This is a genomic window from Streptomyces sp. NPDC002104, assembly GCF_053593795.1.
In genome coordinates this window covers 17,808-30,910 of the sequence record NZ_JBSFDF010000005.1, presented here as the reverse complement: position 1 = coordinate 30,910, position 13,103 = coordinate 17,808, and the positions used below count along the sequence as shown (strand labels likewise).

At 69.6% G+C, this 13,103-nt stretch carries 10 protein-coding genes and 1 pseudogene; 4 read left to right on the top strand and 7 right to left on the bottom strand.

Features of this window, described 5'->3' with window-relative positions; genetic code table 11:
• Positions 1-6: 6 nt before the first annotated feature.
• Together ACWCP2_RS06185 and ACWCP2_RS06180 are read right to left on the bottom strand one after the other, a co-directional pair.
• Entirely contained in the window at positions 7-774 is a 768-nt protein-coding gene (locus ACWCP2_RS06185) for an SDR family oxidoreductase (RefSeq protein ID WP_450907403.1), read from the bottom strand.
• Entirely contained in the window at positions 771-2,249 is a 1,479-nt protein-coding gene (locus ACWCP2_RS06180; protein ID WP_450907402.1) for an MFS transporter, read from the bottom strand. The genes ACWCP2_RS06185 and ACWCP2_RS06180 overlap by 4 nt, the downstream gene beginning before the upstream one ends.
• A 134-nt stretch (positions 2,250-2,383) precedes the next feature.
• Between ACWCP2_RS06180 and ACWCP2_RS06175 the strand changes: the two genes are divergently transcribed.
• From ACWCP2_RS06175 to ACWCP2_RS06160, 4 genes are all read left to right on the top strand, one after another.
• The gene (locus ACWCP2_RS06175) at positions 2,384-2,971 is read left to right on the top strand and encodes an RNA polymerase sigma factor (protein ID WP_450907401.1); all 588 of its coding nucleotides are present in this window, start codon (positions 2,384-2,386) and stop codon (positions 2,969-2,971) included.
• The gene (locus ACWCP2_RS06170) at positions 2,968-3,783 is read left to right on the top strand and encodes an MGMT family protein (RefSeq protein ID WP_450907400.1); all 816 of its coding nucleotides are present in this window, start codon (positions 2,968-2,970) and stop codon (positions 3,781-3,783) included. Before ACWCP2_RS06175 ends, ACWCP2_RS06170 begins: the two co-directional genes overlap by 4 nt.
• Before the next feature lie 59 nt (positions 3,784-3,842).
• Complete coding sequence (locus ACWCP2_RS06165; protein ID WP_450907399.1) at positions 3,843-4,388, top strand: methylated-DNA--[protein]-cysteine S-methyltransferase; 546 nt, start codon at positions 3,843-3,845, stop codon at positions 4,386-4,388.
• A 252-nt stretch (positions 4,389-4,640) separates the two neighbouring features.
• Entirely contained in the window at positions 4,641-5,873 is a 1,233-nt protein-coding gene (locus tag ACWCP2_RS06160) for a class I adenylate-forming enzyme family protein (RefSeq protein WP_450907398.1), read from the top strand.
• 128 nt (positions 5,874-6,001) lie between these two features.
• Here the strand turns inward: ACWCP2_RS06160 and ACWCP2_RS06155 are convergent, their stop codons facing one another.
• The 5 genes and pseudogenes from ACWCP2_RS06155 to ACWCP2_RS06135 form a co-directional block, all read right to left on the bottom strand.
• A complete protein-coding gene (locus tag ACWCP2_RS06155) occupies positions 6,002-6,823 on the bottom strand; it encodes an AfsR/SARP family transcriptional regulator (protein ID WP_450907397.1) in 822 nt (273 codons plus the stop codon).
• A gap of 533 nt (positions 6,824-7,356) precedes the next feature.
• Positions 7,357-8,394, bottom strand: a complete 1,038-nt coding sequence (locus tag ACWCP2_RS06150; RefSeq protein ID WP_450907396.1) for a hypothetical protein — start codon at positions 8,392-8,394, stop codon at positions 7,357-7,359.
• Positions 8,391-9,674, bottom strand: a complete 1,284-nt coding sequence (locus ACWCP2_RS06145) for a CHAT domain-containing protein (protein WP_450907395.1) — start codon at positions 9,672-9,674, stop codon at positions 8,391-8,393. The genes ACWCP2_RS06150 and ACWCP2_RS06145 overlap by 4 nt, the downstream gene beginning before the upstream one ends.
• Positions 9,675-10,165: 491 nt before the next feature.
• Positions 10,166-11,485 (bottom strand): annotated as a pseudogene (locus ACWCP2_RS06140) (hypothetical protein); the annotation flags it as partial.
• Between the two features lie 263 nt (positions 11,486-11,748).
• Complete coding sequence (locus ACWCP2_RS06135; protein WP_450907394.1) at positions 11,749-12,957, bottom strand: NupC/NupG family nucleoside CNT transporter; 1,209 nt, start codon at positions 12,955-12,957, stop codon at positions 11,749-11,751.
• Between the last annotated feature and the right edge of the window lie 146 nt (positions 12,958-13,103).

Here is a 13,103-nt window from a genome sequence, read left to right as displayed (position 1 = left end):
GGCAGTTCAAAGTCGTGCACCGCCACTCACGTCGATGACCTGGCCTGTGATCCAGCGCGCCCCGTCGGACGCCAGGAAGGCGACGACGTCGGCCACGTCGGCCGGCTGCCCCACCCTGCCCAGGGCGGCCTGTTCGGAGACGAGCCGCCCGGCCTCGGGGTTGCCGCGCAGCCAGCCCGCGTTGACGTCCGTATCGAGCGTTCCTGGTGATACCGCGTTCACCGTGATGCCACGGCCGCCCAATTCCTGCGCGGCGGTGAGCGTGAGCGTGTCCATCGCGCCCTTGGTCAGACCGTAGGCCACGACCTGAGGAAATGCCATGCGTGTGACGGCTGACGACACATTAATGATGCGAGCTCCGTCGCGCAATCGCGTCAGGCCCTGCTGGATGAGAAAGAACGGGGTTCGGATGTTGACTGCGAACATCCGGTCGTAGTCTTCCGGCGCCGTCTCGGAGAGGGTGGCCATGACCGATGTGGCCGCGTTGTTCACCAGGATGTCGACCCCCGGATCGTGGCTGAATTCTGCAATTCCCTTGTCGAATTCCGTCCACAGCTGCTCGGCGGCGTCCGGTGCGGAGAATTCGGCCTGGACCGCGAAGGCCGCGCCGCCCGCCGCGAGGATGCCCCCGACCACCTCGTCGGCCGCGGCGGCGGCCGATGCGTAGTGGACCGCGACCACGGCGCCGTCCGCCGCCAGCCTCTCGGCCGTCGCCCGCCCGACTCCCCTGCTGGCGCCGGTGACCAGCGCCGCCTTTCCGTCCAGCCGCTTCATCGCGCACCGCCCTTGGTCTCGGTGGCCTGGGCCGCGCGGCCCCGGCCGAGGAACAGCCACACGATCAGCGCGGAGGCCATCAGGAACAGGGCGTTGACGAGCACACCCGCGTGCAGGCCACCCAGTACGGCGTCGGACGCCGATCCCGTCTTCTCCAGTGCCGAGGTCCGCGCCGCGATCACGGCGCTCACCACCGGGATGCCCAGCGTGATCGCGATCTGCATGCTCATCGTGGTCAGACCGGTCGCCAGCCCCTGCTCCTCGTCCGGCAGCCCGGACGTGGCCGTCACCATGTACGACACCAGGCTGTACGCATGGCCGAAGAATCCGACGGCCAGCGCGACGAGGACCAGCACGACGCCCGAGTTCCCGTCGTTCAGCCACAGCAGGACCGCGTACCCGACGGACTGAACCACCAGCGACAGGGCCAGTACGGCGGGCGCGCCGATCCGGGCCAGCAGCTTCGGCGCGATCGTGCCGCCGATGATGGTCAGGATGCCCGGCAGACCGATCACCACACCGGTGGTGAAGGCCGAGAAGCCCAGCACCTTCTGCATGTAGAGCGTGGTGGTGAAGGAGATCGCGGTGGCCATGGCGATCGAGGCGAACCCGCCGAAGTTGCCCCAGCGGACGGTGCGCCGCTTCAGCACCCGCACGGGGGCGAGCGGGTTCGGGCTCTTGAGCTCGATGAACCAGAAGGCGACCAGAAGGACGACGGCCGCGGCCAGCCAGATGTACACGCCCGGGTTCGCCCAGCCCTCGTGACCGGCGGTGGTGATGCCGAAGACGAGCGCGAGCAGGCCGGCGGAGACGGTGACGGCTCCGGGCACGTCGAGCTTGGTGTGTCCGCCCGTCCGGTTCTCGGGGATGACGGCCAGCGTGCCGATCAGCACCATGAGCGCCACCGGGACGTTGATCAGGAAGGACCAGCGCCAGCTGAAGAGTTCGGTCAGTACGCCGCCCAGCAGGGCGCCCGCGCTGAAACCGCCGCCGAGCAGTGCGCCGTTGAGCCCGAGCGCCCTTTGCCTGAGCGGGCCTTCGGGGAACGCCGTGGTCAGCAGGGAGAGGGCGGACGGCACCGAGATGGCCGTCGCCAGGCCCTGTACGACGCGTGCGGCCACCAGCATCGTGGGAGATTGCGCCATCCCGCCCGCGAGCGAGGCCGCGGCCAGCAGCACGATGCCCAGCAGGAACATCCTGCGCCGCCCGAACAGGTCTCCGACGCGGCCGAACAGCAGGGTGAAGCCCGCCGCGGGCAGGGCGAACCCCGTGGTGATCCACTGAAGACTGTCCAGGGAGAAGCCCAGCGAGTCGCCGATCACCGGCAGGGAGACGGTCAAGATGGAGAAATCGGCGGCGAGCATGAACTGGGCACCGAGCAGGACGGCCAGCGCCAGTTTCTGCTGACCCGTCATCCGCTGCGGCGCTGCCGCGGGCGCGCCCCGCGTGCCGGTCATCTCCTCTAGGTCGGACATTGCTTCCCCTTCGCTTCGTGAGCCAGTTTCCTGGCGTGCGGAAGGTGGAACACCGGTTGCCTCGGACGGGTTGCACGCGAAGACCGCAGTCCTCGCGTGCAACCCTCCGGGAAGTCGTGGTGTTGTGTTGAGTGATGAACGAAATGGCCGAGCAGGTGAGCGAACGCCTGGCAGCGGATCTCGACGACGGCTTCACGGAGCTGGTGCGGGTCCATGCCACGGCGGTCCGTGGGTTCCTGTTCCGGGTCACCGGATCCGCCAGCGAGGCGGACGACCTGGGGCAGGACACCTTCCTGCGCGCTTACACGGCGCTGCAGGAATATTCTCCCGAGCGCCGTCGTGAGCTGCGTCCGAGAGCCTGGCTGATGGCCATCGCCGCGAACGTCTGGCGCAACCACGTCCGTACCAGCGTGCGCCGCCCCGTGTCCGCCACCACCGTCGAGGACGCCGGCCGGGCCTGGCCCGACGCCCGCCCCGGGCCGGAGGAACGGGCCGGGACGGCCGAGGACCGGCGTCGGCTGGTGTCGGCTCTGAGGGAGTTACCGGAGAACCCCCGGGTCGCCGTCGTGCTCCGGCACGTCGTCGGTCTGAGCTACGTGGAAATAGCCGAGGCCCAGGGGTGTCCGGTCGGAACGGTCAAAGCGCAGGTCTCGCGGGGTATCGGTAGCCTTCGTCAGCTGATGGATGCCAAGGACCCGCCCACAAGGGAGGTGTTGAAGTGAGTACAAACGCTGAGGGCACTGCCTCATCGCAGCCCGATCTGGAGAGTGCGCTGGCCGATCTCACCACTCCCGCTCCGGTGGACTTCGGACTCCGGGTACTGCGGCACGTGGGTATCTCCCGGGACCGCTACGACCAGTACGTCCACCTGGGGACGGACGCAGGGGGCCTCTACGTGGCCTTCAGCCCCGTCGCCATCACCGGCGCCACGCTGGAAGCGATGGTCGCCAGCGCCGAAATGTTCGAGGAGGTCCACTGGGGCCGGACCCGACGGACCGCGATCCGCGCCACGGCACCCTTCCCCGGCCTGCGCCCCGCCCTGCGGACCAGCCGGGCGAAGGCCCTGCCGATCGACCTGGGCGGCCTGGACGAGCAGCAGCGCACCGTGCTGGAGGCCGTACGGACCGTGCCGCGGGGACAGCTGCGGCCCATCGGCTGGATCGCCCGGGAGGCCGGTGTCGGATCCGCCGGGGAGGCGACCGTCGTTGCCGCCCTGGCCGCCAACCCGGCGACCCTGCTCATCCCCTGCCACCGGATCACGTACGAGGACGGCTCGCCCTGCGACGCGGGATACCTGCCCAGCGCCGGCCGGGCACTGCGCGCGGCCGAGGAGATCGACATGGAACGGATCGCCACACTGGCGGGACGGGGCGTGATCCTCCTGGGCAGCGACACCACGAACATCTACTGCCATCCCACCTGCGCCCACGCCCGCCGCATCACCCCGCCCCACCAGCGGCCGTTCCACAGTGCCTCCGAGGCCCGGCGGGCGGGCTATCGCGCCTGCCGCAGCTGCCGCCCCCTCACCGTCTGACATCCGACGCACCGCGTGCCCGGCACCGTATGCCGGGCACCACCGGAAGGATCACCGCCATGCCCCCCGCCGACTCGCCCCGTACGGACGACGCCGAGCTCGTCAGTCATCCGACACCGCTCGGCACACTGACCCTCGCGGCGACCGGCCATGCCCTCGTGTACTGCGCCTTCGGCGCACCGGAGGACGTACGCCCGCGCCTCGCCGCGCTCCCGGCGGCGCCGGGTCCGGGGCCGGACCCCGTCACGGCCCGGACCGCCGGGGCAGTCCTCGACGAGGCGCGCGCCCAGCTCGACGCGTATCTGAGCGGCCGGCTGCGGAAGTTCTCGCTGCCGCTGGACCTGCGCCTGGCCACCCCCTTCTCCCGCGAGACGGTCTCGGCGCTGACGCACTTCGTCCCGTACGGCACCACCGGTACCTACGGCGCCCTCGCCGAGCACCTCGGGCGGCCCCGGGCGGCCAGGGCCGTGGGGACGGCGCTCGGTTCCAACCCGCTGTGCGTCGTGCTCCCCTGCCACCGCATCGTCGGTGTCTCCGGGCGCTTCACCGGGTACGCCGGCGGGAGCGCCGCCAAGCAGTACCTCCTCGACCTGGAAGCCGGCTGACCCCGGCCCCAGCGCAGCGGCCTCGCGGCCGCCCGTGAACGGGGGCCGGCGGCCACATCCCCCGCGCCGCCGGCCCCTCCCCCGCTTCTTCCGGTCCTTCGGGCCCTTCCCCGGCCGTTCTCTGGCCCCTCCCCGGTCCTTCCTCGGCCCTTCGCCCGGCCCTTCGCCCGGTCTCGATGCAACCCTTTCCCGCGTTCCGGTGTTCGGTTCTGTGTGACACGGTCCTGACACGAGTGGGGAGTGAGCATCCGCATGCGCGACTTACCCGAGAGCAAGCACGGCTGGTGGGGGGAGGAGCTCCTGGCACGGCACCCGGCGGACGCTGTATGGGCGCAGGCCGGACACGAGGTGACCTACCGGGACCTGCGCGACCGGACCAGCAGGCTCGAAGGACTGTTCAGGGCGCACGGGATCAAGCCCGGCACCACCGTGGCCCTCCAGGGCACCCCCAGCTTCTCCCAGGTGTGGTCGGTCTTCGCCCTGTGGTCGATCGGCGCCCAGGTGATGCTGATGGGGCAGGAGATACGGGGCCGCGAGCTCAGCCGGCTCCTCGACCGCTGCCAGCCACAGTTCCACGTCTCCTACGGGTCGACCGGGCACCCCCTGCTCGCCTTCCACGACGAGTGCGAGATCCTCGTGCGCCGCATGCGCGGGGGCGCCCGCGCCACCACCGACCACTGCCTGGTCCACTTCACCTCGGGCAGCACCGGATTCGCCAAGGCCGTCGGACGCACCCCGGCCTCCCTGCTCGCCGAACTCGACGTCTTCCGCCGGATCGGCGGCATGCCCGAGGCCGGCTCGCGCGTGCTCGTCCTGGGCTCGGTCGCACACTCCTTCAACCTGGTCGGCGGCCTCCTGCACAACATGAACGTCGGTGCCACCACCGTCTTTCCGACCCGCGCGGGCCGTCCTGCCGCGCTGCGCACCGCCATCCGCTCGCGCACCGACACCATCCTCGGCACCACCGGGCACTTCACGGAACTCGCCCTGGCCGAACGCCCCGTACGCGTGCCGGGCTTGCGGCGTGCGATCTCGGGCGGCGACCGGCTCGACGACCGGGTGCACGCGCGGTTCACGGAGCGCTACGGCGTCCGCATCGGCCAGGCGTACGGCACCACCGAGACCGGCATCGTGGCCGCCGACCCCACGGGCTGGTACGGCCCGGGCACGGTGGGGCTGGTCGTGCCGGTGGCGCGGGTGCGGCTGGAGGGCGGCGAGTTGCAGGTGCGTCTGGCCCGTACCCCCTACCTCGGCGAGGAGGAGCCACCCGCGCGCTTCCTCGCCGACGGTCCGCACGGCGGGCCGGGCTGGCTCAGCACCCGTGACCGGGCCGTGTTCGATCCGGCCAACGGGGCGCTGCGGATCCTCGGCAGGATCGACCCGTTCGCGGACCGCGGCAGCCTGACCCGCGGGCCGAACCGCGACTTGCTCCTCGACCGGACCGCCGAACGGGCCCTGACGCGCGCCGGACGCCCATCGCGGTGATCCGTCGCGGTTTCCTTTGCCGGGCGTTGCCGTTGCCGTTGCCGTTGCCGTCAACACGCACGGCAACGGCAACGGCGCAACCGGTGGACCGCGGAAGGTGTTCTTCTACTGAGAGGTTCCGACGGCCACTAGCCCGCCCGCATCATCCGGCCCGTCGACGCCGCGTACGGGGCGTCGTCGTCAAGGTCCCAGGCGTTGAGGATCCGGTGCTGCAACTGCTGCACCGGGGCGCCCGGCTCGATGCCCAATTCAGAGACCAGATTCAGCCGCAGGCGATTGAAGACCTCCAGGGCGCGCGCCCTGGATCCGACGAGGTCCAAAACGCGCATGTACTGGTAATGCAATCCCTCGTGCAGAGGGTACTCCGACACCGCAACCGCCAGGTCTGAAAGCGCCTCGTGATAGTGGCCGACACGGATGCGGACTTCCGAGAGGATTTCCACGACACCCAGCCTGGACTCTTCGAGCTGAATTCTCTGGGATTCGAGCGCGGGTCCGGCCACGATGTCTATGAATGCGGGCCCACGCCAGGTCGCGAGAGCCCTCGACAGCAAGTCGATTCCCTCACCCAGAGCCCCCTCACGTATCACTCTTCGACCGGCTTCGGCGAGTTCCAGATAACGCCGGTAGTCGAATTGTCCGGCCGTATCGCTGAAGGTGTATCCGCCCGGCCGCGTCAGGAGCAACTCGGCGGCCACTAACCGGACAGGAGCCCCTGTGACCTGGGACAACACCTTGCGTGACTGGAGCACGTAGGTCTGGATGTTCCTTAGAGCACTCACCGGCGGGGCGTCGCCCCACACTTCACGCACCAGGGAGGAAGCGGGGATTATCCCTCCCGAATTCGACAGCAGAAGGGCGAGTACCGTGCGGGGTTTCGGGGCGAGTTCGATGTATCTTGGCGGCTCATTCTTCGATACGACAAGAGGGCCTAATATCCCGATCTCCATTCAGACTCCAAAACAGGCATCGTAAGTCGCCGAATACGATCCAGGGTAATTCGTGGAGGGTTGGCGAATGTATGGATAATCACGCATGTGCGACTTGTAGCATGCCAAAACATCCTACATCAAGCAACAGCGGTCCACGCGTACCCGCCCGTTCAAATAGTTGCTTACTTTTTCTTCACAGGGCGCCCCTCAAGCATTCACTTGGACGGCCACATATCCCCGTCGCGGCAACCGGGCCTCCGATGCCCACAAACCCCGGGCCGCTCGCAATGGCCACGGCGTGCCCCCTCTCCCCCCTCCCCCTCCCCCGCGCGGACGAGGATGCGACTCACGGCCCGTAGGGACGGCCTGCCCCTGGCCGACGGCGAGGGCCGCGCCGGCTGGCCCGACTCGCTCCAGCGGTCGGCCCTCGCCACACGGAGGTCCACGATCGGCCCCCAGGACCGCGTCACGGACGCCACGCCACGAGGGGAGGGACACCCCCGGTGCACCACCACATCGTGCAGGGCGCACCGACACGACGGCCTGCCCTTTCAACGCGAGTAGTTGGCCAGGGTCAGCATCAGGTGGGCGGATTCCGGGCGGACATGGTCGGAGTGGGATCCTGCCGGGTTGAGCCGGCGACCGCGGACGTAGACGTCAGAGGCGTCGATGTTGACGAAGCGGTGGTCGAGTGCGGAGATCGGGTAGCTCTCGTCCAGAGGCAGCAGACGTGTGGTGAACATGGGTGCGGGTGCCGGACCGATGCCGGAGTGCCCGATGCCAGGTTGTCGCTCGGCCCGCAGGTGCCAGAAGCCCGTTGCTCGGTCGTGGCGGGAGTACGTGGCGACGATAGGGCCTCTCAGCGGAGCGCCGTCATGCTCCTCCCGCGCCAGGATGTACGGAAAGAGCGAGAGGAACGCGTCGCGTCGTGCGGCCATCTGGAACAGCAGCATGCTGTCCGCGGTGAACGGGCGGGAGGGCGAAAGGCCCACCCTGCTCCATCCGAGCGTGTCGCCCAGCTGGGCATCCGCTGCCCACTGCACCGCCTCGCACAGGAACCGGCAGCCGAAGGAGTGTCCGACAAGATGAAGATACTGCCCGTCGCGGTTGGCCAGCACGGGTGCTCCCCCGGGGTCGGCCCGCTCGGCATGCAGATACCCGAGCAGTCGGCCAAGAATCTGCGCGGCATGTCCGTTTCCGCTGGGTGCGCCCATCGCGTGCGCCCTGTCCCGGATCGTGCGGTAGCCGGCGGGGGTGACCGGGCTGGACGACGGCCAGCGAACCACGACACACCAGGGGTTGAAGCCTCCCGACACCAGAGCCGGATAGCGGGCTGGGGCCGTCGCCGCGTTGTCACGCACCAGGGCCAATAGCCGTTCAGCGGTACGGACGGCGGAGCTGGGGGACGTCTGCCAGCCGTGAACGTAGACGAGGATGTCCGTTGCCCAAGTCGGCGGGGCGAGTCTCTCTTCGAAGTAGCGGTGCAGCTGATGTTCGGGCACCGGCTCGCCGTTGTCGGCGTCGAGCAGCCAGCCGGTCTCGTCTAGGTCGACGGCCGCGACGGCCGCGACGGCCGCAGTGTGGCTCATTCTTCTCCTCGGTTCGTCCGGTCAAGTTGGGTGTCCATGCCGCCGTGGAGCCCATAGGCGAACCCGAGGGGGGTCCGGTACCGGGCGGCGAAATGGCGGGCCAACTCGTACGTGATCCGTCCGGCTGTCTCCTCACCGCGCAGGTACCGTGTGATGAACTCAAGCGCGTATTCGGCGGCAAATGCCTGGGGCATGGCGATGTGCGGCCCGAGCACACCCTGCGCGCCGTGCTCTATGAGCATGCGGCCGAGGAAGGATCGATCCGTGCTCGCCCCGGTGATTCCGGCATGGCAGGCGTTCAGTAGGACGAGCGGCCGGAAGCGGCTGTGGCGGTGGCATGACCGCAGCTCGCGCACGGTGTGGCCGTCGAAAGGGGTGCCGTCCGTGAGTCTGAGGACTAGTACGTGGGGTTCGGGCTCGTTGCTGACGAACTCGCCGTGGCACCAGAAGTACGTCAACTGCTCGTCCAGGTTCGCGTTTCCGAAGTCGCGGACCAGTTCATCGTATGTCGTTCGTACGGTGAACTCCGTACCTTCCGCCAGAGCCTTCGCAACCTCGTCCGCTCGGGTAGCCCGGCCCACGCGAGCGTCGTGGTTCAGGCTGACGGCCGGCTGCTGCGGAACCGGCACAGGCGGCCCAATCCATGCGTAGGCATCGCCGGTGTGCTCAATCTGGTGCTGGTGGCCGAGGAAGCGGGCGAACGTGGCCTTCAAGGTAGCTGCGGACACGGTGGAATCTTTGGCCGTGCAGAGCATCGGCCAGGGCAGATGGAGATCAGAGTCGAATCGCACCCGCAGCCCCTCCTGGGACAGCGCGGATCGCAGGTAGGTGCGGAACATTTCGGTTCGTACGTCGTCTCCGCGCAGCAGAGTATCGAACAGCAGAGATTCTCCGCCGCGGGCCAGATCAGCCACGACCCGGAGCAGTTCGTGCTCTGGCTCGGCGCTGAGGTCGGCTGCCGTCGCATACGGGCGGCGCCGGTCTCGAAGGGCCCGGCCGTGGTCGTCGACCGGCTGGAAGTCGACAAACAGCTCCTTCCAGCGTGTACAGAGCCGGGCCGCCGCACTGTGCACCTCGTCGGGCCGGGCGCTGAGGTCGGCCTTGTGCTCGCTTCCCTTGAGCGCTGGAACCGACGTGCCCGACATGCGGGCCCGGATTCGACCGCCGCCAAGGACGTCGAAGCTGACGCGCAGATCAGGCGGCTCCGTCTGCAGGTGTGGTAGGAAACGGAAGCCGTCACTGGGGTCCTGGACGACGCGGGTGGTCAATGCGCGGGGCACGGTCAGAACCTCCCCTTGCCTGGCCACACCAATCTCGTCTCCACCCCACTGGCCTCGGGACCAGCGATGTAGAGGGTCGTCTCCACCTGTTGCAAGACGATACCCGTGTCGTGGTGCACAAAGGTGAACCGGATCCGGTGCGTGCCGGACTCGGCGGCGATGAGGCGGAACTGTACGGATCCGGTGTCCAAGGGGCCGTACGGCACGGTGGCAGGCTCAACCTCCGCACTGGTCAACGGCACAGCCACGATGTCCAGCCGAGGTCGGGCACCAGGGCAAGTCCAGGGATGTGCGGGCTCCGCCACCAGTTCCACGGTCAAGCGCACAGGCGTGCCAGCGCGGGGCTGGTCGTCCAGAAGCGTCAGCTGGGGTTGGCAGCGCGGCGTTGCCGGGGGCTCTGGAAGCTCCGTGCCCTCCACACGGAAGGTGGCCGGTGCCGCAGGGGGCTCGGCGCTGCCGCCCATTGTTCGCGCCGGTCCTGAGAGCGGCCTCCCCGCATGCACCTGGAAGGCGGCTCGGCGGAAGGCCTTGGCCAAGGCCGGGTCGGGGTGCGCGGCAGCCAGCGCGACCAAGACCTGGACCGTCTGCGGATGCCCTACGGCCCGCACCTCGTCCAGCAGCCGCGGCACGGTGGTGCGGACGGCCGAGTCCAGGTGGCGGGCCAGCAGCTCGGCCTCGCCGTGGTCGGCGATCGCTGCCGCGATGTCCACCCAAAGCCAGGTCAACTCCTCGGCGGTCAAGACCTCTTGGGCATCGTCGGGGTCGGCGCCCTCGTGCTCGGCCAGCCACAGCAGGGCGTAAGGGCGCAGTGCGGACTCACCGGCCGCAGCCCGTACGTCGGGCTCGGCGGGGGCCCCGATCACCCGCAGCGCCTCGAAGGCGAGCCCGCGGACGAGCGCGTCCTTGCCGCGCGCGGCCTGCAGCAGCTCGGTGATGGCGCTGCCGACCGGCCGGGCCGCGAGCCAGGACCGGTACTCGGCGCGCGCCGGACGGGCCGTGAGACGGGCGCAACCCCGGAGCATCGCGGTGGCGGACTGTTCGATGTTGCCCGCGGGGCTCTCCGCTGCAACGCAGATCTGCTCCAGCTTGACCCAGACCGCCCAGCTGCCAAGCGGTGTGAGGGTGGCGTGGGCGGGGCCGAGAGTGAGCGCGTCGACCGCGCCGAGGCAGCCGAGCGCCCAGCGCAGCAGCCGTGCCAGGGAGGCTGGGTCGGGTGAGGGCGCCGGCTCGGGGGTCCCGGCGTCGGGGGCTCTCGAGTCGGGTACCTCGCAGCGCTCGTCGCGCAGTTCGGTGACGCGCTGCCCGAGCAGGTCGAGCAGGACGGGCGTGGTCACCGGCCCGGCGGAGAGCTGCAGCAAGGACAGGAGTTGTGGCATCGCCTCAACAACCTCGGCGACGGCTGAGGGGGCGATGCCGGCGGGGGCCGGGTGGACCAGCGACCAGGCGTCGAAGAGCGCGACCCAGCCGCGCAGTACGGCGGTGTCATCGCGTTCCCAGGCGTGCAGCCGCCAGCCGGGCCGCGCGTGGCCGCCGTGCACCTCGACCAGCCCGGCGAGGCGGGCGCGATCCCAGCCGACCCGGATCTGGCCGTGCGTCAGACCCATTTCCCTGGCTACGCGTTCTACATCTGACGGGGACAGGGCGCCCGCGGGGGCGAGCAGCCCGCCGTCTCCGACGCCCAGGTTGCGCTCAGCCCAGCGGGTCAGCCGTACGGCGTCGGCGAGCGAAGCCCGGGCCCGGTTCGCGAGGTCGGCCGTGGCGGGCGTACCCGCCGGCGGCCGGGGATCGGGTCGGGTGCGTCGGCCGGTCACCTCCTTGCGTGCCGCGGCGACGGAGCGCGGCGAGACGAGTCGGAGTCCGGGGTAGCGAGCAAACTGCTCATCAGGCTTTCGGGACGTCACGAGAACAGTCTCACTGGCTACGGCCTATGAACCCAAGACGTAAAGCCCGAAAACCAGCCCAGCTTGTTCGAGAGCAACGTCACCGGTGCATGACCACCTTGTGAGAGCGAGCCCAGCATGTGGTGATCGCCGTCGCGTACGGGGCGGGCCCTGGGCACCGGGGCGCGTACGGGTCAGCCGACGATCCCGACGATGGCCGCGTTGCTGAGGTTGGCCAGGGTGCCCGCGAGGAGGGCCAGGAGGCCGAGGCGGGCGACGTCGGGCCGGCGTTCGGGGGCCAGCGCGCCGAAAGAGCCGAGCTGGATGGCGATCGAGCTGAAGTTGGCGAAGCCGGCGAGGGCGAAGGTGGTGATGAGTACGGTCTTGTCCCCGAGGGCGGGGATCTCGGGGCCGAAGGAGGCATAGGCGACGAACTCGTTGATGACCAGCTTCTGCCCGAGGTAACTGCCCACGGTCGTGGCTTCGTCCCAGGGCACCCCGATGAGCCAGGCGACCGGTGCGAAGACCCAGCCCAACAGCCTCTGGAACGTCAGGCCGTCGACACCGACCCAGCCTCCGGCGATGCCGAGGATGCCGTTGGCCAGGGCGATGAGCGCCACGAAGGCGATGAGCAGGCAGCCCACGATGACCGCGAGGCGGCCGCCGTTGATCGCGCCGCGGGCGATCGAGTCGATGGCGTTGGCCGACTCCGTGTCGCGTACGCCGCGGATGTCGCCCGGCTGCTCCGGCTCCTCGGTCTCGGGGTAGATCGCCTTGGAGATGACCAGCATCGCGGGGGCGTTCATGACACTCGCCGCCAGCAGGTAGGGCAGGGGCGCGCCGAGCAGCGAGTACCCGACCAGTGTGGATCCGGCCACGGACGCGAAGCCGCCCGTCATGCAGGTGAACAGCTCGGAGCGGGTGAGGCGCTTGAGGTACGGCGCGATGAGGAGCGGCGCCTCGGACTGTCCGAGGAAGATCACGGTGGTGGCCCAGATCGACTCGATGCGGCTGGTCCTGAGCAGCCGGGAGATCCCACCGCCGATGATCTGCACGACCCACTGGATGACGCGAAGGTAGTACAGCAGTCCGACGAGAGCGCCGAGGAAGATGATCACGGGCAGCACGCCGAGGGCGAAGGGGACGGTCGAGCCCTTCGCCAGCGAGCCGAAGAGGAACTCCGTGCCGGCTGTGGTGTAGCCGATGAGCTTCGCGATCATGTCGGCGAACGCGCGCAGGGCCTCGCGGCCGGGTTCCCACTTGAGCACGAGCAGAGCGAAGCCCACTTGCAGGGTGAGGCCGATGCCCAGGGTCCACCAGTTGATCCTGCGCCGGTGTCGCGAAATGGCGAAGCACAGCGCGTAGATCGCGATGAGGCCGAGCAGCCCCTGCAGCCGAGTCATCGGACGTGATCTCCCCATCTGGCCGAGGGCCGGCCCCTCGTGGCCTGGTGGGCGCGCGGACGGGCCGGGGGGGTACCGGGCGCGCACCGGACGGCTGCGCGGATCATGCAAACCGACCGGTCAGAACCTACGAGAGGTTTCGGGCT

Excerpts from the sequence above, each read along its gene's own strand:
- ACWCP2_RS06185 (WP_450907403.1), bottom strand. The coding sequence starts at position 774 with ATGAAGCGGCTGGACGGAAAGGCGGCGCTGGTCACCGGCGCCAGCAGG.
- ACWCP2_RS06180 (WP_450907402.1), bottom strand. The coding sequence starts at position 2,249 with ATGTCCGACCTAGAGGAGATGACCGGCACGCGGGGCGCGCCCGCGGCA.
- ACWCP2_RS06175 (WP_450907401.1), top strand. The coding sequence starts at position 2,384 with ATGAACGAAATGGCCGAGCAGGTGAGCGAACGCCTGGCAGCGGATCTC.
- ACWCP2_RS06165 (WP_450907399.1), top strand. The coding sequence starts at position 3,843 with ATGCCCCCCGCCGACTCGCCCCGTACGGACGACGCCGAGCTCGTCAGT.
- ACWCP2_RS06160 (WP_450907398.1), top strand. The coding sequence starts at position 4,641 with ATGCGCGACTTACCCGAGAGCAAGCACGGCTGGTGGGGGGAGGAGCTC.
- ACWCP2_RS06155 (WP_450907397.1), bottom strand. The coding sequence starts at position 6,823 with ATGGAGATCGGGATATTAGGCCCTCTTGTCGTATCGAAGAATGAGCCG.
- ACWCP2_RS06150 (WP_450907396.1), bottom strand. The coding sequence starts at position 8,394 with ATGAGCCACACTGCGGCCGTCGCGGCCGTCGCGGCCGTCGACCTAGAC.
- ACWCP2_RS06135 (WP_450907394.1), bottom strand. The coding sequence starts at position 12,957 with ATGACTCGGCTGCAGGGGCTGCTCGGCCTCATCGCGATCTACGCGCTG.